This window comes from Rhizorhapis sp. (assembly GCF_035276005.1).
Lineage (GTDB): Bacteria > Pseudomonadota > Alphaproteobacteria > Sphingomonadales > Sphingomonadaceae > Rhizorhapis.
The window spans coordinates 53,766-79,313 of record NZ_DATEMB010000008.1; the positions used below are offsets into that span (position 1 = coordinate 53,766).

Consider the following 25,548-nt stretch of genomic DNA (forward strand, 5'->3'; position numbering starts at 1 on the left):
ATGATCGATACTCCGTCTCCCAATTTCGATGACCGCACCCTGCCGGTGACGATGCTCGTCTTGCACTATACCGGGATGCCGGATGCGGCTTCGGCCATTGAATGGATGACGAACCCCGCTTCCAAGGTATCGGCGCATTATTGCGTGACCGAGGATGGGCAAGTCATCCGGATGGTCGATGAGGACAAGCGCGCCTGGCATGCGGGCCTTGCCTATTGGCGGGGCGTTACAGACGTAAATAGCGCCAGCGTCGGCATAGAGATCGTTAATCCAGGTCATGAATGGGGTTACCGGCCATTCCCCGAGGAGCAGATATCGGCGCTGATCCCGCTGGTCGCCGATATAGTGAAGCGCCACGGCATCACCCGGGGCAATATTGTGGGACATTCCGATGTGGCGCCCGCGCGAAAGCAGGACCCTGGCGAGCTTTTCCCATGGCACCGCCTTGCCCGGCTGCGCCTTTCCCTGCCCCGGCCGACGAAGAATCTGATGGACCCGCATTGGAGCGACGGCGGATTTCTTCTGGCGTTGGAGCGCTTTGGTTATGACATCACTGATCCGGTGGCGGCCATTCGCGCCTTCCAGCGCCGCTATCGGCCCGAAATGATCGACGGGATCATTGACGGCGAATGCCGGTCAATCCTGCTGGCCCTGCTGCTGCCACAGCCGCAGGGGGATGATTAGCTCCAACGAGCAGTTCACGTAATTTGGGGAAGTGCAGAAAGCCGGCATTTGCACCCCGCCCCCGGGCTGAATCCTCGCGCCTCCTAAACCACCAGCACGATCTTCCCCATGTGCTCCCCAGCCTCCATTCTGGCGTGTGCCGCTCCGGCCTCGGCGAGTGGGAAAGTCCGGTCCATCACCGGACGCAGCTTGCCCTGTTCGACAAAGGGCCAGACGGTCTGTGCCAGTTCTTCGGCAATCAGCGTCTTGAACCCCACCGAGCGTGGCCGCAGCGTCGATCCGGTAAGCGTCAGCCGCTTCTGCATGATGGCAACCAGCGGAATTTCCGCCGTCACGCCCCGCTGCGTGGCGATCGACACATGCCGCCCTTCCTCTGCCAGGCAGGCGAGATTCCGGGGCACATAGTCCCCGCCCACCATGTCCAGCACTGCCTGAACGCCCCTGCCCTCCGTGATTTCACGGACTGCCTCTACAAAGTCGGTCGTGGCATAATTGATCGCATGGCTCGCACCGATCTTCAACGCCGCTTCGCATTTGGAATCGCTGCCGCATGTCACAATGGCGGTGATGCCGAACAGCGCGCAAAGCGAGATGGCCATGGTGCCAATCCCGCTTGTGCCACCATGCACAAGCACCGTGTCGCCTTCGATCACATAGGCGCGCTCGAACAGATTGCTCCAGACGGTAAACAGCGTCTCGGGCAACGCCGCCGCCTCGACAATGTCATAGCCGTCGGGCACGGGCAGGCACTGTCCAACCGGCGCGACAGCATATTCGGCATAGCCTCCGCCGGGAAGGAGCGCGCAAACAGGCCGCCCGATCAGCGCATCATCCACATTGGGACCGCGCCCCACTATGACGCCCGATACCTCCAGTCCCGGAATGTCGGAAGCCCCGGCAGGCGGCGGATAGAAGCCGCGCCGTTGCAGCACGTCGGGCCGGTTGATCCCTGCGGCCCTGACCTTGATCAGCACCTCATTCTCACCGGGAAGCGGCACCTCCCGGACCTCCGGCCGCAGCACGTCCGCGCTGCCGGGCGCATCGAAGCCGATGGCCGTCATCGTCCGGGGAATATGATACTCTTCCGGCATAAAACCGCTCTCCCTGGCGCCAGCCCGTCTTTGCGACAAAAGAACGCAGCCCTTATTGACAGATGCTTTTCGAGGGTCAACATTCGACTCATGGACATGGACGAAAATCTGCCGCGGAAGGCTGATGATCCCATTGCCGCCCTTCAGCGGCAAGACCTTGATCCATTCTCCGTTTCGGAGCTCCGGGAGAGGGTAGCTGCACTGGAAGCGGAGATTTCCCGTACGAAGAAAAAAATTGAATACGCCGTTAACCATAAGGCAAGTGCCGAGGCGTTATTCAGAAAATGAACCTGTGCCGGCCGGATTTTGCCCATAGGCCAAAGCCAGAGGGCAACCCGGTGACGGTTCTGCCGTTCTTGATCGCAGGGCCGCCAGTTCCGACATTAGGTCCAAAGGCTCCTCTTTTAGGAGCAGGCAGGGCCTGCCTTGGCCCGTCAGGAGTAGAATAGAAATGCCCTCTTTTGCTGCCGCGCTGGAAACCACTCTCCACAATGCGCTGACCCATGCATCGGAACGCCGTCACGAATATGCGACGCTGGAGCACTTGCTCCTGGCGCTCATCGATGACGAACATGCGTCGAAGGTGATGCAGGCCTGCGGCGTGGATCTGGGTGAGCTACAGGATGCAGTGACCGTCTATCTCGACAATGAACTGGACTCTCTGAAGGTCGAGGGCGCCACCGATCCGTCCCCTACCAGCGGCTTTCAGCGGGTGGTGCAGCGGGCGATCCTCCATGTCCAATCCTCGGGCAAGGATGAGGTGACCGGAGCCAATGTGCTGGTCGCGCTCTTTTCCGAGCGGGAAAGCTATGCCGTCTATTTCCTGCAACAGCAGGACATGAGCCGCCTCGACGCCGTAAGCTATATCAGCCATGGCGTCGGCAAGGGCGTCTCCACGCCCGAGCCGCGGGAGGTCAAGGGCACCGAGGAGGAAAAGGCGCAGAAGACCGAGACCAAGAACAAGAAGGAAAGCGCGCTCGACCAGTTCACGGTCAACCTCAATGAAAAGGCGCAGCGCGGCAAGGTCGATCCGCTGATCGGCCGCGGTCCGGAGGTCGACCGCACCGTCCAAATCCTCTGCCGCCGGTCGAAGAACAACCCCCTTTATGTGGGCGATCCAGGCGTTGGCAAGACCGCCATCGCGGAGGGACTGGCGCGCAAGATCATCGAGGGCGACGTTCCCGAGGTGCTGAAGGAAGCCGTGATCTACTCGCTCGACATGGGCGCGCTGCTTGCCGGCACGCGTTATCGCGGCGATTTCGAGGAACGGCTGAAGGCCGTGGTGAACGAGCTTGAAAAGCTCCCCCACGCGATCCTCTTCATCGACGAGATCCACACGGTGATCGGCGCGGGCGCGACGAGCGGCGGCGCGATGGATGCGTCCAACCTGCTGAAGCCCGCCCTTTCCGGCGGGACGATCCGCTGCATCGGTTCGACCACCTACAAGGAGTTCCGAAACCATTTCGAAAAGGACCGCGCCCTGCTGCGCCGGTTCCAGAAGATCGACGTCAATGAACCGACCATCGACGATACGGTGAAGATCCTCGCGGGACTGCGCAGCGCCTTCGAAAATCACCACAAGGTCAAATATACGCCTGATGCCATCAAGGCGGCCGTGGAGCTTTCGGCACGCTACATCAATGACCGCAAGTTGCCCGACAAGGCCATTGACGTGATCGACGAGGTCGGCGCGATGCAGATGCTCGTACCCCCGGCCAAGCGGCGCAAGACCATCACCTCGAAGGAGATCGAGGCGGTGATCGCCACCATGGCGCGCATCCCGCCCAAATCGGTTTCGACCGACGACAAGGCGACGCTGGAAACGCTGGACACCGATCTCAAGCGCGTGGTCTTTGGCCAGAACAAGGCGATCGAGGTGCTTTCTAGTGCGATCAAGCTCAGCCGTGCGGGCCTGCGCGATCCTGACAAGCCGATCGGCAATTATCTCTTCTCCGGCCCCACCGGCGTCGGCAAGACGGAGGTTGCCCGTCAGCTCGCGACGCTGCTGGGCATTCCGCTGCAGCGGTTCGACATGTCGGAATATATGGAACGGCATTCGGTGAGCCGCCTCATCGGTGCGCCTCCAGGCTATGTGGGATATGACCAGGGCGGCTTGCTCACCGACGCGGTCGACCAGCAGCCGCATTGCGTCCTGCTGCTCGACGAGATCGAAAAGGCGCACCCGGACCTGTTCAACATCCTCCTGCAGGTGATGGACAATGGGAAGCTGACCGACCATCACGGCAAGACGGTGGATTTCCGCAACGTCATCCTCATCATGACGACCAATGCCGGCGCCAGCGACATGGCACGCGAAGGCATCGGCTTTGGCGACGTCATCAGCAAGGAAGATGCCAGCGAGGAAGCGGTCAAGAAGCTGTTCACGCCGGAATTCCGCAACCGCCTCGATGCGATCGTTCCGTTCAGCTACCTGCCCCCCGAAGTGGTGGCCCGCGTGGTCGAGAAGTTCATCCTGCAGCTCGAACTGCAATTGGCCGACCGCGACGTGCACATCACTCTGGAGGATGATGCCAAGGCCTGGCTCACCGAGCGCGGCTATGACAAGCTCTATGGCGCGCGCCCGATGGGTCGCCTCATCCAGGAGAAGATCAAGCAGCCGCTCGCCGAGGAACTGCTCTTCGGCAAGCTCGTCCATGGCGGCGAGGTCCATGTCCGCCTGAAGGACGGCGCCCTCGCCTTCGAAATCACCCCCGCCGCACCCAAGCGGCCGAAAAAAGGCGGTGGCGAGAAAAAGGCTGCGGCCAAGGCAAAGTGAAGGAAGGGCGGCTCGAAGGAGCCGCCTTTTTTATTGTGGTGACCGTCCCCGTTCCAATCAAATCCCGTCGTCCCTGCGCGGGCAGGGACCCCGCTACCTTTTGCACAACTTGCTTGAAGAAAAAGCGGAGTTCCTGCCTGCGCAGGGACGACGGTTAAGAGCAACTCAACACCACGCCCACACAATCGAAGGGCGGTCTTCCCCACCCGGGGAAGCCGCCCTTTCCCTCTCCAACCTCGAAAATTCTTACTGAGCGACAGGCGCCGCTGCGCTTGGATCGAGCGGCAGGCCGCCGAGCTGCGTCACCATCTGCTTATAGGCATCAAGATAGGCCAGAACGATCACCTGGCCCACATCGCTATTCTGATAGCTTCCGCCGCCCACAGCCGCGAGGCCGCCGCCCCACCAGCCGCCAGCACCGCCGCCAAAGCCTACATCCGATTTGCGCGCATAGCCCTCAACCAGCCGTTCCTGCTCGGTGGTGCGGGAATTGACCAGCGTCAGCGTGACATTGGCTTCCTTCTTGCTGACCTTGAGACCGCCCAGCACACTGCCGAACCCGCCACCGACAAGGCCGCCGAGCGCCCCGCCAAGGCCGAAGCCGCCACTATTGGCATTCTTCGTGACGAGATCGGGCACGATGAAATAGTCCGCCGCCTTCACCTGCGCGCGGCCGATATTGGAGCCCTTCTGCAGTTCGCCATTATCCGCAAGCGCCCGCTCAATATTGCGGCTTTGAAGGCCCTTGCCGCGATCGACCAGGCCAAAGCAGCCCGACTTCATCACGAATAATTTGATGATCGCTTCGGGCGATCCGAGGTTCAGCGCGGTCCACCATTGATTGTCAGGCTCGACCACCGCCACGGTGCCCAGCTTCTTGGTGCACACCGGAATTTCCGCCATGCCCTTCTGCTTTTGCTTTTCAGCGGAAGACTTGTCGGCAGCGAATGCCGGAGAGGCCGAGCCAACGCACAGCGCGACGGAAATAAGGGACGATACAACTGTCTTGAACACAATAACCCCCTGTTTTGCTAATATGCTCAGCGGACGCTGGCAGGATTCGTTATGGTGCAACCCCTGTTGCCGAAATATTAGCAACATTGAAGATCGAGGAACATAGCAATTCAAGGGAGATGCGCTACACGCATCGACATTGGAGGGATCTGCGAAATTAGCGGAAAGGCGAGATGATGGCTGAAATCCTGTTCTATCATAACCCCCGTTCCAGATCAGTGATGGTTCATTGGATGCTGGAAGAAGCCGGTGCGGATTATGAGATCCGCCCTATGGATTTCGACAAGGGCGACAACAGCTCTGCGGAATTTCTGGCAATCAATCCCCTTGGCAAGCTACCCACCATCGTGGTGGACGGAACACCCATCACCGAGACGCCAGCCATCATCGCCTGGTTGGCAGATGCTTACCCGGACGCAAAACTCGCGCCCCCTGTCGGATCATTGGAGCGCGGGACCTGGTATCGCTGGCTGTTCTTCGGCGGAAGCTGCTTTGAGCCCGCCCTCGTCGACAAGATGTTCAACCGCCCTCCGCCCGAACGGCCGGGAGCGCTCGGCTGGGGCAGCTATGACGCAGTGCTCTCTACCTTGGAAAAGGGGCTCAGCCCCGGCCCCTATCTGCTGGGCGAGAATTTCAGCGCGGCCGATGTCTATATAGGCTCGGAACTCAACTGGGCCATGATGTTCGGCGCGCCGGGCCTGAAGGACAGTCCGCTATTTACCCGCTATGTGGAGAGCGTCACCGCACGTCCAGCCTATGAACGGACGCGGGCGGGGAATAGCTGATCACCGTCGTCCCTGCCCAGGCAGGGACGACGGCTGTGTTCTTGATGTCAGAAAAGACCCGACCGGTGCCCCAGCAACCCCGGTGGCCCCATCAATGCACGAAACGCGCTACGACATCCCTGTAGGACCGGCTGACCTTCACCTGAGCCCCTGAATCCAGCACCAGGAAGCATTCGCCATTGGTATGCGGCTTCACCTGCCGCACCTGGCTAAGGTTCACGATGGTGGAGCGATGGACGCGCTGGAAATTGCGCGGGTCCAGACGCTTCTCCAGATCCTTCATCGTTTCGCGCAGGATCAGGCTGTTATCGGCGGTGTAGATGCACATATAGTCGCCCGCCGCGTCGATACGTTCGATCGTGTCCACATCCACGCGGAAAATCTGCCCGCGATCCTTGATGTTGATGAGCTTTTCATAGCGGCTGGAAGCCGGCGTGTCCTCTTCGGGAAAGTCGGAGATCGCCTCGGGCGCAACCTCTGCCAGCACTTCGCGGAGCCGTTCCACTTCCTGCACATTGCGCTTTTCGGCGAGGCGCTGGCGCACCCGGTCAAGCGCGTCGGCCAGACGGTCCTCTTCCACCGGCTTCATCAGATAGTCGACTGCCTGCGCTTCGAAGGCCCGAATGGCATGGTCGCTATACGCCGTCACGAAGATGAACAGCGGCGGTTCAATCTCCATCATCCCCTGGACGACGGAAAAGCCGTCAAAACCAGGCATTTGAATATCAAGGAACACAAGATCGGGCTTGTGCGTCTTTATCGAGCGGATCGCTTCCCGCCCATTCAGACAGGTGTCGATGATCTCGACATCTTCATGGGCTTCCAGGCGTAATTTAAGACCCTGAATGGCCAGGCTTTCATCGTCCACCAGGATCGTTCTGATCGTCATGCGGCAACCTTTGCTTGTTCTTCCGTTACGTGCGGCATTTCGATTATGACCGAAAACCCGCCGCCGGGCGTAGAACGCGTCTCCAGGCTCTGCCGTTCCCCGAAGGCCTGAAATAAGCGGTCGCGGATATTCGCGAGCCCCACGCCCATGGATGTTTTCGGACGTACCTCCGTCTCATTCAATCCCGGACCGGTGTCGGACACGATGATCCGGACGTTTTCACCGGCAGGTTGCGCCGTAATGGAGATTTCCGCGCCTTCTTCTTTGGGTGTGACGGCATATTTGATGGCATTTTCGACAAGCGGTTGCAACAGAAGCGATGGCAATCGCGCCCGCGAAACCGCCGGATCGATCTCGAAAACCGGGCGTAACCGGTCCTCGAACCGCATCTTTTCGATTTCGAGGTACAGCTTCAGCGTCTCCACCTCCTGCGAAAGGGTGACCTGTGCCGTCGGTTCATTGATGAGCGTATAACGCAGGAAGGAGGACAGGCGGGAAAGCATCGCATTGGCGCGCTCAGTCTGTTTGAGGAGCACCAGCGTGGAGATGCTGTTCAATGTGTTGAACAGGAAATGCGGATTGAGCTGATAGCGCAGCATCGCAAGCTGTGCGCTCGAAGCCTGGTTTTCTAGGCGCTGAAGCTGGTCGGCCTGCTCCTCGATCGTGAGGAAGAAATTGATGGCATAATAGAGCGCCGACCAAGCGCCGAGCAGCGTGATGTTGATGTAGAAGGCGCCCAGGAATAGCTGAAGCCCGGCCGTGTCGCTGGCGCGGTTCTGGGTCGAGAACACCCAGGCGTCAATCACGGCCGCTGCGGTTGCGGCCACGAGCACGACGGCGATCGAAACCACCCAGGTTACAAAGGGGCGCTGCTTCAGAAGCGCCCGGAAGATCACCGCCATCAGCAAGGTCAGGGAATAGCCCGTAACCGTGGAGATCAGCACCGGAACCAGGAAGGAAATCGGCTGACTGTTGGCAAGACCGGACAGGCCGCGCAGCACGAGCGCGCCGAACCAGCCCAATGACTGCAGGTTCCAGAACGCCCTGTTCTTGTCCTCGAAAAACGGTTTCGGTTTGATCGGAAGCACGGCCATCAGCGCCTCTTATAGGCTTTTTCCGCCGGTTTGAAGCGTCTGATTGGTGTGACGAGCCGGGCTGCCGCTCAACGGGCACGAAGGGAAACAGGCAAAAAGATGCCCGCTTTATCCTATATTCACATGTCAAAAACCTCTACCGTGCGTCCCCTGCAGCGCGGATGGCACAACCAGAAGAGCCGCCGCAGAACATGGCCCCGCGGGTAAGAGGGTGGAGAAAAGCATGGCTGAGCCGGGATTGACCGGAACGAATTTTCGTGCGCTGACCGAATCCACGCCAGCAGACTGGCGCCACATCATGGGCGAAATGGAAAGCTTTGCCGGTGGCTTGGCCGGACGCGTGCTCGCGCATTTGCGGGTTCTTGAAGGCGATAATGGCGGTTTTCCGATCGACCGCCTTAGCCATTGCCTGCAAACCGCCACCCGCGCCTATCGGGACGGCCGGGATGAGGAATATGTGGTTATGGCGCTCCTGCACGACATGGGGGACCTGCTCTGCATCTACAATCATGCAGACTTGCCGGCGGCGGTATTGAAGCCCTTTGTTTCGGAACAAAATCACTGGATTGTGCAGCAGCACGGAATTTTTCAGGGCTATTTCTTTTTTCATCACATCGGCATCGACCGTGACGCGCGAGAGGCTTTCCGCGGGCATCCCTGGTTTGAAGCGGCGGCAGAATTTGTCGACAAATATGACCAGGCCGCCTTTGATCGGGATTATGACACAGCGCCGCTAAGCTTTTTCGAGCCAATGGTGCACCGGATCTTTGCCGAGCCCAAGAAGGCCGTGATTTGCAGAAGCACAGTCAATCTGGGCTGATCTTCCTCCGCCAGCAGGGCCCTACGCAGCAAATCGTCAGGCAGTAGCGAAAAGCCGCAATTTTTTGTTGCATGGCGGCGAAAATCGCCCACATCCTTTTGGGGATGTTGCGCCAATATGAACTGGTTGAGCGTGTGAAACGCTATGATCCCGACGCCGATGAGGCGTTGATCAACCGCGCCTATGTGTTCTCGGTCCAGAAGCATGGCAGCCAGAAGCGTGCCAGCGGCGACCCCTATTTCAGCCATCCCATTGAAGTGGCGGGCATTCTTACCGGCCTGCACCTTGATGACCAGACGATCATCACCGCCCTCCTCCATGATACGATCGAGGACACGCTGGTCACCTATGAGGAGATCGAGAAGAATTTCGGGCCGGACATTGCGCGGCTCGTCGATGGGGTCACCAAGCTCTCCAAGATCGAGGCGCAGACTGAAAATGAGCGCGCCGCAGAAAATCTGCGCAAGTTCCTGCTCGCCATGTCGGATGACATCCGCGTCCTGCTGGTGAAGCTTGCCGACCGGCTCCACAATATGCGGACGCTGCACTTCATCAAGAATGAGGAAAAGCGCAAGCGCATCGCCCGCGAAACCATGGACATCTATGCCCCGCTGGCGGAGCGGATCGGCATGTATGAATTCATGCGGGAAATGCAGTTTCTGGCGTTCCAGCAACTCGAGCCGGATGCCTGCGCCAGCATCACCCGGCGTCTCGATCAACTGAAGGAAGGCGGCGGCGACAAGATCGCCCGCATCGCCTCCGGTCTGCAACTGCTGCTGGGCAGTGCGGGGATCAAGGTGTCGGTCTCAGGCCGGGAGAAGCATCCTTATTCCATTTGGAAGAAAATGCAGGAGCGGCATATCAGCTTCGAGCAGCTCACTGACGTTATGGCCTTTCGCGTCATCACCGAAAGTGCCGAGGACTGCTATCGCGCGCTCGGCATCATTCACCAGCGCTACAAAATGGTTCCGGGGCGCTTCAAGGACTATATCTCAACGCCCAAGCGCAATGGCTACAAGTCGCTGCACACGACGGTCATCCACAATGAAAATGCGCGAATCGAAATCCAGATCCGCAGCAAGGAAATGCACCGGGACAGCGAATTTGGTCTGGCGGCGCACTGGGCCTATAAGCAGCGGAGCAGCGCTGGGCCCGATGGCCAGGCGGGGTGGATACGCGACCTTATCGAAATCCTTGACCAGAGCCAGGATGCGGACGAGCTTCTCGAACATACCCGCATGGCGATGTACCAGGACCGCATCTTCGCCTTCACGCCCAAGGGGGAGCTGCACCAGCTCCCCAAGGGCTCCACGCCGGTCGACTTTGCCTATGCGGTGCACACCAATCTTGGCAATCAGACCGTCGGCGCCAAGGTCAATGGCCGCGTCGTGCCGCTGCGCACGCAGCTTCAGAATGGCGATCAGGTCGAGATCCTCAAATCAGAGGGGCAGGAGCCAAGCCCCGGATGGCTGACCTTCGTCATCACCGGCAAAGCCCGCGCCGCCATCCGCCGCTTCGTCCGTCACAAGCAGCGGGACGAAATGATCGCGCTTGGCGAAATGCTGTTCGAGGAAATTGCGGGCCGCCTGCCGGTGGAAATCGGCGACAAGGCCATGGCCGCAGCCCTGACGCGCCTGAAGCTGGAGGACCGTTCCAGCCTCATGCTTGCCATCGGCACGCACAGCATCTCCGACGCGGAGGTCATGGAGGCGCTGATCCCCGGCAGCACCATGGACGCCGAACACCATCTCCACGTGCCGCAGCAGCACAAGGCCATTTCCATCCGTGGCCTCACCCCCGGCGTGGCTTTCAAGCTCGGCGAATGCTGCCACCCTGTTCCCGGCGACCGCATCGTGGGCCTGCGCCATCCGGGCGAAGGCATTGAGGTTCACACCATCGACTGCCGCAATCTTGAAAACAGCGCCGATGCGGACTGGGTGGACTTGAGCTGGGATGCCAAGTCGGGCGGCGGCACCGCGCGACTTAGCGTCATACTGAAGAATGAACCGGGGGCGCTTGCTGCCGTTGCCAATATCTTCGGCACTAACAAGGCGAACATCCTGAACCTGCAGCTCAGCAACCGGGAAGGGCCGTTCCATACGGACATCATCGACATAGAGGTACACGACACCGCGCACCTCATGCGGATCATCTCGGCGCTGCGTTCGATTGAACCCGTGATCCAGGCGGACCGGGTTTAACCTCCTCTCCCCTCCCGCAAGCGGAGGGGAACTGCCTTCACCGCCCACATTCCACCAGCCCGCTCCCTGCCTGGCTCACCTTGCAAGCCGCAGGTCCAAGGACCTTCACGTCGCCGGCCCCCTTGACGGTCACCTCGGCCATACCAGAAGCGCTGAGCGCGATGCTTCCCGGCCCCTGGCTATCCAGAACAAGGTCCTTAGCCACCAGCCCCGGCGCCTCGATGTTTCCCGCTCCGATGACCTGAACCCTCGCCTGCCCAGCCCGTCCGCTCAGGCGGATTCGCCCTCCGCCAGCGCTATTCACCACCAGTTGATCAACGGCGACTCCGTCCACCTCCAGATCGCCATTGCCCGCCATGCTGATGTCGCCCCGCACGCCCCTCATGCCATGGACGCTGAGCGAGCCATCGCCGCCCATGATCACGCGCCGGACCGCAGGCGTGCTGATCAAAAGCTCGACCGCTCCGGCATTGCGATTCTGCTCGCCATAGCGCGACGCCGCCGCTCGAATGGTAAGGACACCGCCCGAAACGCTGAGCGACACGCGGTCGAGAGCATCCCTTGCCCCTTCACCTTGCGCGCTGTTGCCTTTCCCGGTCAGCACAACCACCCGGAAAGGCGCCTGCATCCGAACCGTGTGGAAATCGGTAACGCTATATTGTTGCTGCGCCGCGAAGGCAGGTCCCGCCACCGCGACGGTCAGACCGGCCATAGCCGCCAGAATTTTCCTGATCATCCCGGCATCATGCCAGCCGGCGCTTAACACACAATAAAAAAGGCGGCCCCTCGAAAGGGACCGCCCTCTTTCGCCCACTAGAACCGTGGCTTAGTCGACCTTTTCCCGATTATATTTGGGGGCCGCCTCATTCAGTATATGCAAAATCTTCTGGAGCGCGCGAGGTTCGTCGACCTCTTCCATCGCCGCCAGCTCACGAGCCAGCCTGCTCGAGGCCGCCTCAAAAATCTGGCGCTCGGAATAGCTCTGCTCGGGCTGGTCGTCGGCGCGGAACAGATCGCGCGTCACCTCGGCGATCGAAACCAGATCGCCCGAGTTGATCTTCGCCTCATATTCCTGTGCGCGGCGCGACCACATGGTGCGCTTCACCTTGGGTTTGCCCTTCAGCGTCTCCAGCGCCTCGCCGAGCGTCTTGTCCGACGACAGCTTGCGCATACCAACGCTTTCAGCCTTGTTGGTGGGCACGCGGAGCGTCATGCGCTCCTTCTCGAACCGCAGAACGTAAAGCTCCAGCTGGATGCCTGCGATTTCCTGGCTTTGCAGTTCCACCACCCGGCCCACGCCGTGTTTCGGATAAACAACATAATCGCCAACATCGAAAGACAGCGCTTTGGCAGCCATTCTTGAAAACCTTTCCATCTACATCAGGAGATCAGGCGCCATGTACGAAGCCGAACCGCTGGGAGCGGTCATGGGAGGAAAGAACATGCGACCTATTTTTTCTCCGCCGGACACCATAACGCCGGTTAATGCATTATGTAGCAGATTCGTAATATAATTACCAGCCCGCGCGCGAGGAACGGCGCAGGCTGGCCAATTTTTCTGTGCGCAAGCCTGTGGAAATCTCCTTCCAGAGAATATTTTCCACCATTTTGCGACGCAAGACTTAATCGCGATGAGCAGTGCTCAAATGCGATCCTTCAGGCTTAGTTATTCGCGCCGGGCTCCGCCGAGAAATATTTCTCGAACTTGCCTTCTTCTCCCTTATGTTCGTCCGCATCCGCCGGCTGCTCGCCCTTGGTTGTGATATTCGGCCATTCGGCGGAATATTTGGCGTTCAGCTCCAGCCACTGCTCCAGGCCATTTTCCGTATCGGGCAGAATGGCTTCCGCCGGGCATTCGGGTTCACAGACGCCGCAATCGATGCATTCATTGGGATTGATCACGAGCATGTTCTCACCCTCGTAGAAGCAATCCACCGGGCACACCTCAACGCAATCCATATATTTGCAGCGGATGCAGGCATCGGTGACGACATAGGTCATTTCAAATAGGCTCCCCTTATGACGATTTCGAGCTGGACGAACCTCCAGCGCGCAGGAAATCGCGGCAACATAAAAGCTGATTTGTTGCCCTGCTATGCCTCCCTTTGACGCGCGTCAATATGTCGCGGCATGTGGCAGGGCAATGATTTCTCAACCGCCCGCGACTATTTCTTCATAGAGCAGGGCGGCTTCCGCCGCCGGTCCCCGCCGGTGCGGCAGGCTGAGCACCCGGACGATGCGCACGCGCTGGCCAAAAGGAAAGGTGATAAGGTCGCCCGGCCGGATAGAGGCGTGTGACCGGTCGATCCGCCTGCCGTTCACCCGGATATAGCCTGCCTCTGCCATCCTCTGGGCAACCGACCGGTCCTTGGCCAGTCGCGCAAACCAGAGATATTTATCGATGCGCAGTACCTCGCCATGCTGGGGGGCGCCCTTTTGCGATGCCAGCGCCTTAGCCATGCCGGCCCAGCAGTTGCGCGAGGCCAGAAAAATGATGCCCTTCAGGCACTGGCTTGGCCTTTACGGAACGGCGGCGGCCGCGGAAGGCCCAATTGGCTTCGCCCTTGAATGGCTGCCGGGCTGGCCGGAAGCCCACGCCGCGCATGAATTGGCCGAACGCCTCTTCATTCAGGCCCAGTGAGATGATCTGCGGATCCTCTGGCGTAAACGCCTCCCCTTTTCCAATCTTGTCATGGGCCAGCCGCGCCAGCCTTTCGGCTATATCTATGCGCAGATATTGACCCGCGAAAGGCCTGAAACCGCTAAGCCGGGCGCCCAGTTCCCCGGCACCCTTTGCCGGGACCAGGAGCACCGCGCCTGGATGCGGCGCTTGCGCCATGGACTGTCCCTGCCGCGCCGCGAGCAAAGCCAGTCTCAGCCGCACTGCGCCCGGTTTCAGCAGGCCAGGATGGAAGACGTCCAGCGATCCGATGACGATTCCCGTTTTGCGCAGCAGGGCTCGGCTCGGCCGGTCGAGATGGCCAAGAGCGTCATCCAGCGCCATGCGCGGCAATAGGCCGCCCGCATCGGCAAGCTGGGCCAATACCGCCCGAAGCGTGGGCGGAATATCGGCCTTTCGCGACTGCCCGTCGATCGCGAGAAGCGGCCCCAGGTGCCGCGCCTTCTGCCGTTCCAGCCAGGCGAACAGCTTGGCTGAAATGACCTGCTGCCGCTCGGCGGGCAAAGTCAGAATGCCGGCATCCAGCCCTATTCGCGGCTCCAGCAGCGAAAGACCGGCCTTCAAAGTCGCCACATGCACATTCTTCCAGCGGATGCCGGGTTCGAACCCCTCCTCCGCCACCAGTGCAAAATCCTTGTCCGGGGCAGTTAGAAGCTCATCGGCCCGTTGCGCCAATATGCCGCCAAGGCGCCGCTCCGCCGCCGCGAGCAGCATCTTGCGATCGGCATGCCGCGCATCCGGCGCAACCGAAAAGCGAAAGCCGTTTAGCTGGCCAATGGACTCGCCATCGACATGGACGCTTCCCGATTCATCCACATCGACGGGCAGGTGCCCCGCCCCATGGCCGATCTCCCGCAACAGCACCGCTGTCCGGCGGTCAACGAAACGCTGGGTCAGCCGTTCATGCAGGGCATCGGACAGCTTCTCCTCCAGCACCCGCGTCCGTTCGGCCATTTCGGCAGGGTGTTGCAGCCAGTCGGAGCGGTGGGCGATATAGGACCAGGTTCGCGCCGCCGCGATACGCGCAGAGAGCGTGTCGATATCCCCCTGCACGCTGTCGAGGCGAGCCACCTGCTGCGCGAACCAGTCCTGCGGGATATGCCCATTGCCTTCGCTCAGATGCCGCCAGATGCGCAGCACAAGCCGAGCATGATCCTCCGCGCCCAGCTTCTGGAAGTCCGGCAGGCCGCAAGCCGCCCAAAGCCGCTGTACCTGCGCTCGTCCGCGCGCCCGGCCGATGACGTCGGCCTCATCGGCAAGCCGCTTCAGCACGGCAAGGTCGACGGCCTCCGGCGCGGGCCGCAATTCTGGACGGGACGGCTTTTCCTCCAAGGCGGCTACCAGGCCATCGACGCTTTCCATCGGCGGCTCGCCTTCGCGCCAATAAAGGAAGTCCAGCTTCGAAAAGCGGTGGTTTTCGATCCGCTCGATCTCTTCATCGGTAAAGGCCGCCTCGCTGCCCTCCCCTGCAAGGCTGCCGAAGGTTCCGTCCCGCTGATGCCGACCCGCACGGCCGGCGATCTGTGCCATTTCCGTTACCGAAAGCCTCCGCACCCGCCGCCCGTCAAATTTGTTGAGTGAAGCGAAGGCGACATGAGCGACATCCATGTTGAGGCCCATGCCGATGGCGTCGGTGGCGACGAGATAATCCACCTCGCCCGCCTGGAACATTGCCACCTGCCGGTTTCGGGTATGGGGCGAAAGCGCGCCCATGACCACCGCCGAACCGCCCCGGAACCGCCGGAGCATCTCCGCCACGGCGTAAACCTCCTCCACCGAAAAGGCGACCACCGCCGACCGCTTGGGCAGGCGGGACAGCTTCTTCGATCCGGCGTAGCTAAGGGTCGAAAAACGCGGACGATCAATGATCTCCGCATCTGGAAGCAACGCCCGCACCAAGGGCCTCAGCGTATCTGATCCGAGGATCATTGTTTCTTCGCGCCCGCGCGCCCGCAGCAGCCTGTCGGTGAAGACATGCCCGCGTTCGGCATCAGCGCCAAGCTGCGCCTCATCGACACCGACGAATGCAAAATCCCTGTCCACCGGCATGGACTCGGCTGTACAGAGGAACCAGCGCGCCTTGTCGGGCAGGATTTTTTCCTCGCCCGTGATCAGCGCGACCTGGTCTTTTCCCTTGATTCCAACAACCCGGTCATAGACCTCCCGCGCCAACAGCCGCAGGGGAAAACCGATCATGCCGCTTGAATGGGCGCACATCCGTTCGACCGCCAGATGTGTCTTGCCGGTGTTGGTAGGACCAAGCACGGCGGTCAGCGGAGAACGAGCAAAGCTGGCCATGCACTCTATGTCGGAAATGCCATCGTCCGGCGCAAGCATTGTTTACCGGCTGTTCCAATTTTGCCTGTCGGATCGAGGGAAAAATCTCCAGCACAATCCCCCTCCCGTCGTCCCTGAGCAGGCAGGGACCCAGCTTTTCCCTAATATGCCTGGAAGTCAGAAGCGGGGTCCCAAGACACGACCGATGAGGATAATCGGCCTACTGTTTTCTGGAATGGTTCCGAAATGAAACGTAACTGATCGGCGCTGAAGCACGTTTCACCGCACGGATTCCATCTTTACCATGATCTTAAATTGACTTTAACCTTAGTGGAGCAGAAAAATCCTTGGATAAGCTGGGCGAAGGGCTCCTTATTCCGGTATGGCCCGTCGGGGGATGCAACATCTTGTTTCAGAAGAATGAATTCGGCTACGGCCAGGGCGGCGCGACTATATCCCTGTCGCTCGCCGATGCCATATCCGTTCCGCACAAGAGGGGCTGGCGGGAGCGTCTTCGCGAATATTGCGAGGAAATCGATCTCGTTCCCGATCTCGGCCAGCGGATCGGTTCGGCCGAATGGTTCCGCGGTGTCCTGACCTGCGCCGCGCTGTGCGGCAGCGCCCTTTATCTTTCGCCTTCCTTTGCGCCTATTCCTGGCGTTTCCGAGCCGGTAATGACCGGGCGTCAGTTCGACGAAGCGCGCACCCAGATGATAGCGCCACTGGGCCTTGGCGGCGACACCGGCCGCCACATGGCTGCGAACGACGCCGTGGTGCCGCTTAAGGAAACCCCCGAACGCCCGCAAATCGATCTGACGGCCCAGATCGGCAATGGCGACAGTTTCAGCCGGGCGCTGCGCCGTGCGGGCGTCAGCGAAACCGACACATCGCAGGTGATGGACCTCCTGTCGGGCTCCATTGGCGCGTTGACGCCGGGCACCCGTCTCGACATCCGGCTCGGCAGGCGGGCTTCCCGCAACATGCCGCGTCCGCTCGACGCACTCGCCTTCCGCGCGAAGCTGGAACTGGCGATCACCGTCAACCGGGCGAATGGCAGGCTGCAGGTCACGAAGATACCCATCGCGGTCGACAACACGCCGCTTCGCATCCGGGGCAGGGTCGGGTCCAGCCTTTACCGCTCCGCCCGCGCCGCTGGCGCGCCGCCCAAGATCATTCAGGCTTATCTCAAGGCACTGGCCGGCAGGCTGTCGCTGGACAGCGACATCAGTTCGTCGGACGAATTCGACATGATCCTTGGTTATCGCCGCGCGGAAACCGGCGAGGTGGAAGTGGGCGATCTGCTCTTTGCCGGTCTTGAGCGCACCAGCCGCAAGGATGTGAACCTGCTCAAATGGATCACCGGCGGCCGGACCGAATGGTTCGAGGCATCGGGCGTCGGCGAACAGCGCGGCCAGCTTGCTCGCCCGGTCAGCGGCCGGCAAAGCTCCAGCTATGGCATGCGCCGCCATCCGATCCTTGGCTATAGCCGCATGCATGCCGGGATCGACTTCGCCGCTCCCTATGGCGCGCCGATCTATGCGGCGACCGACGGACGGGTCATCTATTCCGGCCGCCATGGCGGTCATGGCAAATATGTGAAGATCAGTCACGGGAACGGCCTTGCCACGGGCTACGCCCATATGAGCCGGATCGTGGCGGATAATGGCGACCATGTGCGCCGGGGCCAGATCATCGGTTATGTAGGCTCGACGGGCCTCTCCACTGGTCCGCACCTCCATTATGAGCTCTACCGCAACGGGCGCACGATCGACCCGCGCTCGGTCAAGTTCACCGTGACGGCTCAGCTTGCTGGCAATGACCTTCGCCGTTTCCGCAACCGGCTGGCGGAACTCAAGAGCTTGAGGGCAGGTCCTCAGGAACCAATGCAAAGCGCCGAAAAGCCACGCATCAAGCTGAGCGAAGAGCCAAAGGAAATCGCTTTCCTTCCCGATGGTTCGAAAAAGGAACTGCGGTAACTCAGGCTCCCCGTCGTCCCTGTGCAGGCAGGGACCCCGCTGTTCTTCAACATGATGCCATAAAGATTAAGCGGGGTCGCTTCCTGCGCAGGGACGACGGCAATCTTTCCCCCATAAGCCCATTGGCATCCCTGCTCCCAAGCCCTAAACGGCGGATATGACCCACGCCGCCTACCCTGCCCTGCGCCTGCGCCGTACCCGCGCCTCCGCCTGGAGCCGCGCCCTGTTCGCCGAAAACCGCATCGGTCCGCAGGACCTCATCTGGCCGCTCTTCATCACCGAGGGCAAGGGCGTGGAGGAGCCTGTCGCCAGCCTGCCCGGCGTCTCCCGCTGGTCCGTCGACCTCATCGTGCAGCGCGCGAGGGACGCTCGCGACGCAGGCATCCCCTGCCTCGCCCTTTTCCCCAACACCCAGCCTGGTCGCCGCAGCGATGATGGCAAGGAAGCGCTCAATCCCGGCAATCTCATGTGCCGCGCGATCAAGTCGATCAAAGACGCCGTGCCGGACATCGGCATCCTTACCGATGTCGCGCTCGATCCCTATACCAGCCATGGGCAGGACGGCCTCATCGATGAGGCAGGCTACGTCCTCAACGACGCGACGGTCGAGGTGCTGACCGCCCAGTCCCTCGTGCAGGCCGAAGCAGGAGCGGACATTATCGCGCCCAGCGACATGATGGACGGCCGTATTGCCACCATCCGCTCGGCACTTGAGAATGCGGGGCATCTCAATGTCCAGATCATGTCCTATGCCGCCAAATATGCGAGCGCCTTCTACGGCCCCTTCCGCGACGCAGTCGGCTCCCGCGGCCTGCTGAAGGGCGACAAGAAGACCTATCAGATGGATCCCGCAAACAGCGAGGAGGCCCTGCGCGAAGTAGCGCTCGATCTCGCCGAGGGCGCCGACAGTGTCATGGTCAAGCCCGGCCTCCCTTATCTCGACATCATCGCAAAGGTGAAGCAGCGCTTCGAGGTTCCGGTCTTCGCCTATCAGGTGTCGGGCGAATATGCGATGATCGAGGCCGCCGCCGCGGCGGGTGCGGGGGACCGCGACGCGCTGGTTCTGGAAACCCTAATGGCCTTCAAGCGCGCCGGATGCGCCGGAGTTCTCACTTACCACGCGCTACACGCCGCGCGCCTCCTGGCATGAGCGAAACCGTCATCGAAACCGGGCGGCTATTGCTCCAGACCTGGGACGAGCTTGCCTTCAAGCGCTTCCATCAGGCAACCAACACGCCCGCCGTTATGCGCTGGCTCGGCGGTGTCATGAACGAGGAGCAGTTGGCCGCCCTTTATCAGCGCCATACTGCCTTTTTCGCCACCCATGGTCACGGATTCTGGATCGTGGTGCGCAAGGAGGATGGCGAGGTGCTTGGCTTCTGCGGCATCAAGAGAGTCGATGCACAAGGAACCGGTCTGACCGGCCAGCACGAAATCGGCTGGCGCTTCGGAGAGGAAAGCTGGGGCAAGGGCTATGCCAAGGAAGCTGCAGCCGCGTCCCTTGATTACGCCTTTGCCACGCTCGAAGCACCGCATGTCGTCGCCTTCACCGTCGAAGGCAATAGTGCCAGTTGGGGGCTCATGAAAAGGCTGGGCATGCTCCGCCGGCCGGATCTCGATTTCATCGATCCGCGTTATGGCGAGGATCTCAACCCAACTATCGTTTACCGCATCACCAGGCTTGAATGGAAAGGCTTATGATGGACCCCGTGATCCTGCCGTTCGGAGGCAAGACGCCCAAAATTCACCCCAGCGCCTTCATCGCGCCGGGCTGCAGTATCATCGGCGATGTCGAGATCGGTCCCGACGCCAGCATCTGGTACAACTGCGTCATCCGCGCCGACTGTAATTACATCCGCATCGGCGCGCGCACGAATATCCAGGATGGCACTGTGGTCCATTGCGACGGTGACAGGGATGGAACGGGCGGTTTTCCCACCATCATCGGCGATGACGTCCTCATCGGCCATATGGTGATGCTGCACGGCTGCATATTGAAGGACCGTGCTTTCGTAGGCCTCGGCTCCATCGTCATGGACGGCTGCGTGATAGAGGGTGACGCCATGCTTGCAGCCGGGGCCATGCTGACGCCCGGCAAGATCATCCCGCACCGCCAGCTTTGGTCCGGCCGCCCCGCAAAATATATGCGCGACCTGGACGACAATGCCGTCACCGGCATGCGCCAGGGCGTCGACTATTATGTCCACAATGCAAAGGCGCATATGGGCGCGGTGAAGGCACTGTAGCAGATCGCCGTCCCTGCATAGGCAAGGCCCTATGTCTTCCAGCCGCTTTTAACAATGGCGTGGTCCTGCCCCAGGGGCGACGGAAAGCCTAAAGGGTCTAGCCCAAACCCCCTGCCTTCGCTAAGGGGCTCCGCATGACCACCGCCAGCTCGCAAATCACCCCGCAGGTCGTCGCCGACCATGGCCTTTCCCCTGAAGAATATGACCGCGTCCTCCACGCGCTGGGCCGCGAGCCCAACCTGACGGAGCTCGGCATTTTCTCGGTCATGTGGTCCGAGCATTGCAGCTACAAGTCCAGCCGCATCCACCTGAAAAAGCTGCCGACGGAAGGCCCCCAGGTCATCTGTGGCCCCGGCGAGAATGCGGGCGTCGTCGACATCGGAGACGGCCAGGCCGCCATCTTCAAGATGGAGAGCCATAACCACCCCAGCTATATCGAGCCCTATCAGGGCGCGGCGACCGGTGTCGGCGGCATCCTGCGCGACGTCTTCACCATGGGGGCACGTCCGGTGGCGAACATGAACGCGCTCCGCTTCGGCCGCCCCGATCATCCGAAGATGCGCCACCTTATCTCCGGCGTCGTCTCCGGCATTGGCGGTTACGGCAATTGCGTCGGCGTCCCGACCGTTGGCGGGGAGGTGAACTTCCACCCCGCCTATGACGGCAACATCCTTGTGAACGCCATGACCGTGGGCGTCGCGGATACCGACAAGATCTTCTATTCGGCAGCTTCAGGCGTCGGCAATCCGATTGTCTATGTCGGCTCAAAGACCGGCCGCGACGGCATTCACGGCGCCACCATGGCCAGCGCCGACTTCGGAGAGGATAGCGATGAAAAGCGCCCGACCGTCCAGGTCGGCGACCCCTTCACCGAAAAGCTCCTGATCGAAGCCTGTCTCGAACTCATGGCGTCGGACGCCATCGTCGCCATTCAGGACATGGGCGCAGCGGGCCTCACCAGTTCCAGCGTCGAAATGGCGTCCAAGGGCGGCGTCGGCATTAGGCTCGACATGGACAAGGTCCCCCAGCGCGAAACCGGCATGACCGCCTATGAAATGATGCTGTCGGAATCGCAGGAGCGCATGCTGATGGTCCTGAAGCCCGGCCATGAAGCCGAGGCGCAGGCGATCTTCCACAAATGGGAACTCGATTTCGCGGTCATCGGCGAAGTCACCGACACCGGACACATGGTCCTCATCCACAAGGGCGAGACAGTCTGCGACATCCCCCTCGCCCCGCTCGCCGACGACGCCCCGCTTTACGATCGCCCCGCCATGCCGCGCGACGAGTATAAGGCCTGGACCGGTATCAAGCCGCTCTGCGACGTGCCCCAAAGCACCGATCTCACCGCCGACCTGCTGAAGCTCATGGGCAGCCCCGACATCGCCAGCCGCCGCTGGATCTGGGAACAATATGACCACAAGGTCGGCGCCGACACCGTCCAGGCCCCCGGCGGCGACGCCGCGGTGGTCCGCGTCCACGGCTCGCAAAAGGGCATTGCGATCAGCACTGATTGCGCCCCGCGCTATTGCTATGCCGACCCCTATGAAGGCGGCAAGCAGGCCATCGCCGAATGCTGGCGCAACTTGAGCGCCGTCGGCGCCACGCCGCTTGCGGTCACCAACTGCCTCAACTTCGCCAACCCGCAACGGCCAGAGATCATGGCGCAGTTCACCGGCTGCCTCGAAGGCATGGGCGAAGCCTGCCGCGCGCTCGACTTCCCGATCGTTTCGGGCAATGTCAGCCTCTATAATGAGAGCAAAGCGACCGGCGGCGGCAGCGCCATCCTGCCCACGCCAGCGATCGGCGGCATCGGCCTCCTACAGAATGTCGGGCAAATGGCCACCATCGCCTTCAAGGCTGAAGGCGAAGCGATTTTCGTGGTTGGCGAAACGGGCGGCCATCTGGGCCAGTCCCTCTACCTCCGCGAACTCCACGGCAGCGAAAACGGCCCCCCACCGCCTGTCGATCTGGCGAAGGAACGGGCCCATGGTGACTTCGTCCGCGCACTTGTTGCGGAAGGCAAAGTCACGGCGGTACACGATGTTTCGGACGGCGGCCTGCTCGTCGCCCTCGCCGAAATGGCGCTGGCCGGAAACATCGGTGCTGCCCTCGAAACAATAACTGACGCCGCCACGGCCTTCGGCGAAGACCAGGCCCGCTATATCGTCACCACCCGCGACGCGTCGGCCCTTGAGGCGGCAGGCGCACCCGTGAAACGCATCGGCACCACCGGCGGCGATGCGATCAAGGTGGACGGAAAAGCGGTGGCTCTATCGGACCTGCGCACGGCCCATGAAGGCTTCTTCCCCGCTTTGATGGAAGCTTAATCTCCTCCTTCATGGAGGGACCGGGCGGAGAGGCGATGCGAAGCAACGCTCGTCTCTCTCTCTCTCGTCCCTGCGCAGGGACGCAGCTTTTTGTTGAATGGGGAGAAAGGAAGCGGGTCCCTGCCTGCACAGGGACGACAGCAAGTGGGGGACGGCTTACGCAAGGCCCCCGTCCGGCTCTTTGTATTCCGGCATCACGAATTGCCTATCCAACAGGCAAATTCCTTCAAACTCAACGTGCCACCTTCCCACAGTCCGCCCCCAGCGAATTCCGTATCGAGCGCTATAGATGGTTGACACAATGGCGCATCGAAGTGCTAAGGACGCGGGCAGTAAAGGGGTTCATCATCATGGCTTTCGCGTGTCCTTCCGCCAGGTAAAGCAAGTTGCGGCTCTGATTGGCGCTACATTTGCACTTCATTCGGGAACTGCCTCCGCTGATGCCGGTGCGCCGCTTGACGCCGGAAGCGTGGCTCCGGTCGACTACAGCCTTCCCGAGCAAAGCCAGCAGGATGCCTTGCTCCTTCAGGCCGCCAGCCTTCAGGACACGCCCGCCGCGTCTCCGGTCTATGGCCCCGAGGAAACCGCCGAAGCTTCTGCCGGAGACGGTGGAACACATGTTTCTTTCGGCCGCCAGATCGGCGCTATGAAGTGGGAGCTGGGGCTGGCGCTCACATGGATGACCGCCTCCAACATCGTGAAGATCAGCCGGGACGGCGGCCGCGACTTCCGGTTCAAGGATGAGGGCTGGTTTGGCGACGACACCGTCAATCTTGGCATGGACAAGCTTGCCCATGCCTGGAACACCTATTGGCTGACCGACGTGATCGAGGCGCGCATCCGGCATAAGACCGGTGCAACCAACGCCGCTGTCCCCGCCGCCGCCATGTCCATGGGCCTGATGCTCTACAGCGAGCTTTGGGACGCGCATAAGAAGACGAGTGGCTTTTCCTTCCAGGACCTTGCGATGAACGCTGCGGGCGCCGGCTTCTCGGTGCTCCGCAACAGCGTGCCCCGGCTGGACGAGAAGGTCGATTTCCGGCTGCTGTTATTGCCCAATAGCGACATATACACCTTCTCCGGCACACGCCATTACCGGCAGATGCGCTATATTCTCGCGCTGAAGCTCGCGGGCTTTGAGGGGATGGAGCGAAGCCCCCTGCGCTTCCTGGAGCTTCACGCGGGCTATTATGCAACGGGCTTCACCGCCGCTGAGGAACGGCGCGGCGAAGAGCGGCGTCAGAAGCCCTTTGTCGGGATCGGGATCAACCTCAACCAGTTGCTCTTCGGCAGCCGCCGTCCATCGGGCTGGGCCGGCCGCGCGGCGAGCGAGGGTCTGCAATATCTGCAGGTGCCTTACACCGCCTATCATGTGCATTAGGGCGCAATATGGCACTATCTGGAAAGTATAACCTTACCGGTGAAATGACATTACTTGCCTGATTGGCCACTACCACTTATCGTTACCTTTGCCATAATTTAGTGATGGAGTGACAAAGGGGGATGAAACACGGATTTGCTTGGGCGACAGCCTGTGCCGTCATGGCCTTCGCCTCTCCTGCATTGGCGGCCGACGACTTCGAAATCCTGATCAGCGAAGCGGGGCATATCGATCGGGACGGGTCGGCCCTCGTCGAACTCCTGCTGCTGAACAATGGTCCCGACAGCAAGGACATGCCCCTGCCCGACCGCGTCGAAGCTGAGGTCATGTTTGGCAAAGCGTCTCCGGTCTGGCTTGAACGTGCCTCGGATACGCCCGCGACGATCGCAGTCCCGCCGAAGGGCTTTGCGCGCGCCCGCTATCGTTTCACTCCTCCGCCGGGCCAGGGTCAAGGCGCGGCGCTCATCAGCATCCCGCTCTGGGCGACCCAGCAGGTGGCGATGAGCCCCTCGTCCCCAACTGCCGGCAAAGTGGAACTGGCTTCCCAATCAAAACCCGCCCAGCAAGCGCGCAAGACGGCAGGCGCGAACGGCTTTTTCGACAATCTGTCGGCCTATGAGCCAATGTATATCGTCTTCGGCACCGCCGAGGACAGCGAATGGCGGGTTCAACTGAGCTTCAAATACCGCCTTCTAGGGGCGCCGCCCTCGGACAGTTCATCCTGGAATGATGGGCTTTATCTGGGTTTCACGCAGCGGCTGTTCTGGGACATTGCCTCGGACGCGTCCTTCCGCGATGCCAACTATCTGCCCGAACTCTTCTATCGCACCAGCCCCTTTTCCCTCGGCTCCAATGGCCAACTGGGGGTTCAGGCGGGGATACAGCATGAATCCAACGGACGCTCCGGCGATCTGGGGCGAAGTGTCAACAATGTCTATGTCTCGCCCCATGCCATGTTCGATCTTGGCGGCGGGTACAAGCTGATGCTGGCGCCTCGCGCCTGGGTTCTGGTGGGCGGACGAGCGGGCAACCCGGATATCCAGCGCTACCGCGGAAACACCGGCCTCAACGTGCAAATCGGCCAGGATGACGGCCTGCGCCTGTCCGCCTATAGCCGGTATAATTTTTCCACGGGCAAGGGCGCGGTGACCACCGAACTGTCCTATCCCCTGCCGCGCCTCTTTGGCGGCGGGCCTGAATTCTACTTATTCGGCCAGAGCTTCGTTGGTTATGGGGAAAGCCTGCTCGATTATGACAGACGCATGACCCGTCTCCGGGTGGGCCTTGCCATTACCCGTTGAACA

The 25,548-nt window shown here is 61.0% G+C and carries 22 protein-coding genes; 13 read left to right on the forward strand and 9 right to left on the reverse strand.

What is annotated here, in order from left to right:
- Nucleotides 1–684, forward strand: a complete 684-nt coding sequence (locus VJS46_RS02740) for an N-acetylmuramoyl-L-alanine amidase (protein WP_324057807.1) — start codon at nucleotides 1–3, stop codon at nucleotides 682–684.
- A gap of 83 nt (nucleotides 685–767) precedes the next feature.
- Here VJS46_RS02740 and VJS46_RS02745 read toward each other — a convergent pair whose 3' ends face one another.
- The gene (locus VJS46_RS02745) at nucleotides 768–1,775 is read right to left on the reverse strand and encodes an NAD(P)H-quinone oxidoreductase (RefSeq protein ID WP_324057808.1); all 1,008 of its coding nucleotides are present in this window, start codon (nucleotides 1,773–1,775) and stop codon (nucleotides 768–770) included.
- A gap of 90 nt (nucleotides 1,776–1,865) precedes the next feature.
- Here VJS46_RS02745 and VJS46_RS02750 point away from each other — a divergent pair, with 90 nt between their 5' ends.
- The gene (locus tag VJS46_RS02750; RefSeq protein WP_324057809.1) at nucleotides 1,866–2,063 is read left to right on the forward strand and encodes a DUF1192 domain-containing protein; all 198 of its coding nucleotides are present in this window, start codon (nucleotides 1,866–1,868) and stop codon (nucleotides 2,061–2,063) included.
- A 163-nt stretch (nucleotides 2,064–2,226) separates the two neighbouring features.
- Nucleotides 2,227–4,551, forward strand: a complete 2,325-nt coding sequence (clpA, locus tag VJS46_RS02755) for an ATP-dependent Clp protease ATP-binding subunit ClpA (RefSeq protein WP_324057810.1) — start codon at nucleotides 2,227–2,229, stop codon at nucleotides 4,549–4,551.
- Between the two features lie 246 nt (nucleotides 4,552–4,797).
- On the opposite strand, the gene VJS46_RS02760 is transcribed toward clpA, so the two are convergent.
- Complete coding sequence (locus tag VJS46_RS02760) at nucleotides 4,798–5,565, reverse strand: CsgG/HfaB family protein (protein WP_324057811.1); 768 nt, start codon at nucleotides 5,563–5,565, stop codon at nucleotides 4,798–4,800.
- A gap of 173 nt (nucleotides 5,566–5,738) precedes the next feature.
- Here VJS46_RS02760 and VJS46_RS02765 point away from each other — a divergent pair, with 173 nt between their 5' ends.
- On the forward strand, nucleotides 5,739–6,350 hold the full coding sequence (locus tag VJS46_RS02765) for a glutathione S-transferase family protein (protein WP_324057812.1): 612 nt from the start codon (nucleotides 5,739–5,741) through the stop codon (nucleotides 6,348–6,350).
- A gap of 91 nt (nucleotides 6,351–6,441) precedes the next feature.
- Here the strand turns inward: VJS46_RS02765 and VJS46_RS02770 are convergent, their stop codons facing one another.
- Complete coding sequence (locus VJS46_RS02770; RefSeq protein WP_324057813.1) at nucleotides 6,442–7,239, reverse strand: LytTR family DNA-binding domain-containing protein; 798 nt, start codon at nucleotides 7,237–7,239, stop codon at nucleotides 6,442–6,444.
- Nucleotides 7,236–8,333, reverse strand: a complete 1,098-nt coding sequence (locus VJS46_RS02775) for a sensor histidine kinase (protein WP_324057814.1) — start codon at nucleotides 8,331–8,333, stop codon at nucleotides 7,236–7,238. The genes VJS46_RS02770 and VJS46_RS02775 overlap by 4 nt, the downstream gene beginning before the upstream one ends.
- Nucleotides 8,334–8,556: 223 nt before the next feature.
- Here VJS46_RS02775 and VJS46_RS02780 point away from each other — a divergent pair, with 223 nt between their 5' ends.
- On the forward strand, nucleotides 8,557–9,153 hold the full coding sequence (locus VJS46_RS02780) for a phosphohydrolase (protein ID WP_324057815.1): 597 nt from the start codon (nucleotides 8,557–8,559) through the stop codon (nucleotides 9,151–9,153).
- A gap of 104 nt (nucleotides 9,154–9,257) precedes the next feature.
- Entirely contained in the window at nucleotides 9,258–11,354 is a 2,097-nt protein-coding gene (locus VJS46_RS02785) for a bifunctional (p)ppGpp synthetase/guanosine-3',5'-bis(diphosphate) 3'-pyrophosphohydrolase (RefSeq protein ID WP_324057902.1), read from the forward strand.
- 37 nt (nucleotides 11,355–11,391) lie between these two features.
- Here VJS46_RS02785 and VJS46_RS02790 read toward each other — a convergent pair whose 3' ends face one another.
- The 5 genes from VJS46_RS02790 to VJS46_RS02810 form a co-directional block, all read right to left on the reverse strand.
- Nucleotides 11,392–12,090 carry a GIN domain-containing protein gene (locus VJS46_RS02790; RefSeq protein ID WP_324057816.1) on the reverse strand — a complete coding sequence of 233 codons (699 nt, stop codon included), beginning with the start codon at nucleotides 12,088–12,090 and terminating at the stop codon, nucleotides 11,392–11,394.
- A gap of 90 nt (nucleotides 12,091–12,180) precedes the next feature.
- Nucleotides 12,181–12,711 (reverse strand): CarD family transcriptional regulator, encoded by a 531-nt coding sequence (locus tag VJS46_RS02795; protein ID WP_324057817.1) that lies wholly within the window; start codon nucleotides 12,709–12,711, stop codon nucleotides 12,181–12,183.
- 305 nt (nucleotides 12,712–13,016) lie between these two features.
- Nucleotides 13,017–13,355 carry a ferredoxin FdxA gene (gene fdxA / locus VJS46_RS02800; RefSeq protein ID WP_324057818.1) on the reverse strand — a complete coding sequence of 113 codons (339 nt, stop codon included), beginning with the start codon at nucleotides 13,353–13,355 and terminating at the stop codon, nucleotides 13,017–13,019.
- Nucleotides 13,356–13,505: 150 nt separating this feature from the next.
- Nucleotides 13,506–13,814, reverse strand: coding sequence for an RNA-binding S4 domain-containing protein (locus VJS46_RS02805; protein WP_324057819.1), 309 nt, complete (start codon nucleotides 13,812–13,814; stop codon nucleotides 13,506–13,508).
- On the reverse strand, nucleotides 13,807–16,332 hold the full coding sequence (locus VJS46_RS02810; RefSeq protein ID WP_324057820.1) for a helicase-related protein: 2,526 nt from the start codon (nucleotides 16,330–16,332) through the stop codon (nucleotides 13,807–13,809). Before VJS46_RS02810 ends, VJS46_RS02805 begins: the two co-directional genes overlap by 8 nt.
- 386 nt (nucleotides 16,333–16,718) lie before the next feature.
- Here VJS46_RS02810 and VJS46_RS02815 point away from each other — a divergent pair, with 386 nt between their 5' ends.
- The 7 genes from VJS46_RS02815 (at nucleotide 16,719) to VJS46_RS02845 (ending at nucleotide 25,545) form a co-directional block, all read left to right on the forward strand.
- On the forward strand, nucleotides 16,719–18,287 hold the full coding sequence (locus tag VJS46_RS02815; RefSeq protein ID WP_324057821.1) for a M23 family metallopeptidase: 1,569 nt from the start codon (nucleotides 16,719–16,721) through the stop codon (nucleotides 18,285–18,287).
- 157 nt (nucleotides 18,288–18,444) lie between these two features.
- The gene (hemB, locus tag VJS46_RS02820) at nucleotides 18,445–19,437 is read left to right on the forward strand and encodes a porphobilinogen synthase (RefSeq protein WP_324057822.1); all 993 of its coding nucleotides are present in this window, start codon (nucleotides 18,445–18,447) and stop codon (nucleotides 19,435–19,437) included.
- Nucleotides 19,434–19,988: a GNAT family N-acetyltransferase gene (locus tag VJS46_RS02825; protein WP_324057823.1), complete on the forward strand. Its 555-nt coding sequence runs from the start codon at nucleotides 19,434–19,436 to the stop codon at nucleotides 19,986–19,988. The genes hemB and VJS46_RS02825 overlap by 4 nt, the downstream gene beginning before the upstream one ends.
- Complete coding sequence (locus tag VJS46_RS02830; protein WP_324057824.1) at nucleotides 19,985–20,533, forward strand: gamma carbonic anhydrase family protein; 549 nt, start codon at nucleotides 19,985–19,987, stop codon at nucleotides 20,531–20,533. Before VJS46_RS02825 ends, VJS46_RS02830 begins: the two co-directional genes overlap by 4 nt.
- 134 nt (nucleotides 20,534–20,667) lie before the next feature.
- Entirely contained in the window at nucleotides 20,668–22,863 is a 2,196-nt protein-coding gene (gene purL / locus VJS46_RS02835; RefSeq protein ID WP_324057825.1) for a phosphoribosylformylglycinamidine synthase subunit PurL, read from the forward strand.
- Between the two features lie 301 nt (nucleotides 22,864–23,164).
- A complete protein-coding gene (locus tag VJS46_RS02840; protein WP_324057826.1) occupies nucleotides 23,165–24,244 on the forward strand; it encodes a DUF2279 domain-containing protein in 1,080 nt (359 codons plus the stop codon).
- Nucleotides 24,245–24,366: 122 nt separating this feature from the next.
- Nucleotides 24,367–25,545 (forward strand): phospholipase A, encoded by a 1,179-nt coding sequence (locus VJS46_RS02845; protein WP_324057827.1) that lies wholly within the window; start codon nucleotides 24,367–24,369, stop codon nucleotides 25,543–25,545.
- Nucleotides 25,546–25,548 lie beyond the last annotated feature (3 nt).

Coding starts and splice junctions, on each gene's coding strand:
- VJS46_RS02740 (WP_324057807.1), top strand. CDS start 1: ATGATCGATACTCCGTCTCCCAATTTCGATGACCGCACCCTGCCGGTG.
- VJS46_RS02745 (WP_324057808.1), bottom strand. CDS start 1,775: ATGCCGGAAGAGTATCATATTCCCCGGACGATGACGGCCATCGGCTTC.
- VJS46_RS02750 (WP_324057809.1), top strand. CDS start 1,866: ATGGACATGGACGAAAATCTGCCGCGGAAGGCTGATGATCCCATTGCC.
- clpA (WP_324057810.1), top strand. CDS start 2,227: ATGCCCTCTTTTGCTGCCGCGCTGGAAACCACTCTCCACAATGCGCTG.
- VJS46_RS02765 (WP_324057812.1), top strand. CDS start 5,739: ATGATGGCTGAAATCCTGTTCTATCATAACCCCCGTTCCAGATCAGTG.
- VJS46_RS02770 (WP_324057813.1), bottom strand. CDS start 7,239: ATGACGATCAGAACGATCCTGGTGGACGATGAAAGCCTGGCCATTCAG.
- VJS46_RS02775 (WP_324057814.1), bottom strand. CDS start 8,333: ATGGCCGTGCTTCCGATCAAACCGAAACCGTTTTTCGAGGACAAGAAC.
- VJS46_RS02780 (WP_324057815.1), top strand. CDS start 8,557: ATGGCTGAGCCGGGATTGACCGGAACGAATTTTCGTGCGCTGACCGAA.
- VJS46_RS02785 (WP_324057902.1), top strand. CDS start 9,258: ATGTTGCGCCAATATGAACTGGTTGAGCGTGTGAAACGCTATGATCCC.
- VJS46_RS02790 (WP_324057816.1), bottom strand. CDS start 12,090: ATGATCAGGAAAATTCTGGCGGCTATGGCCGGTCTGACCGTCGCGGTG.
- VJS46_RS02795 (WP_324057817.1), bottom strand. CDS start 12,711: ATGGCTGCCAAAGCGCTGTCTTTCGATGTTGGCGATTATGTTGTTTAT.
- fdxA (WP_324057818.1), bottom strand. CDS start 13,355: ATGACCTATGTCGTCACCGATGCCTGCATCCGCTGCAAATATATGGAT.
- VJS46_RS02805 (WP_324057819.1), bottom strand. CDS start 13,814: ATGGCTAAGGCGCTGGCATCGCAAAAGGGCGCCCCCCAGCATGGCGAG.
- VJS46_RS02810 (WP_324057820.1), bottom strand. CDS start 16,332: ATGGCCAGCTTTGCTCGTTCTCCGCTGACCGCCGTGCTTGGTCCTACC.
- hemB (WP_324057822.1), top strand. CDS start 18,445: ATGACCCACGCCGCCTACCCTGCCCTGCGCCTGCGCCGTACCCGCGCC.
- VJS46_RS02825 (WP_324057823.1), top strand. CDS start 19,434: ATGAGCGAAACCGTCATCGAAACCGGGCGGCTATTGCTCCAGACCTGG.
- VJS46_RS02830 (WP_324057824.1), top strand. CDS start 19,985: ATGATGGACCCCGTGATCCTGCCGTTCGGAGGCAAGACGCCCAAAATT.
- purL (WP_324057825.1), top strand. CDS start 20,668: ATGACCACCGCCAGCTCGCAAATCACCCCGCAGGTCGTCGCCGACCAT.
- VJS46_RS02840 (WP_324057826.1), top strand. CDS start 23,165: ATGGCGCATCGAAGTGCTAAGGACGCGGGCAGTAAAGGGGTTCATCAT.
- VJS46_RS02845 (WP_324057827.1), top strand. CDS start 24,367: ATGAAACACGGATTTGCTTGGGCGACAGCCTGTGCCGTCATGGCCTTC.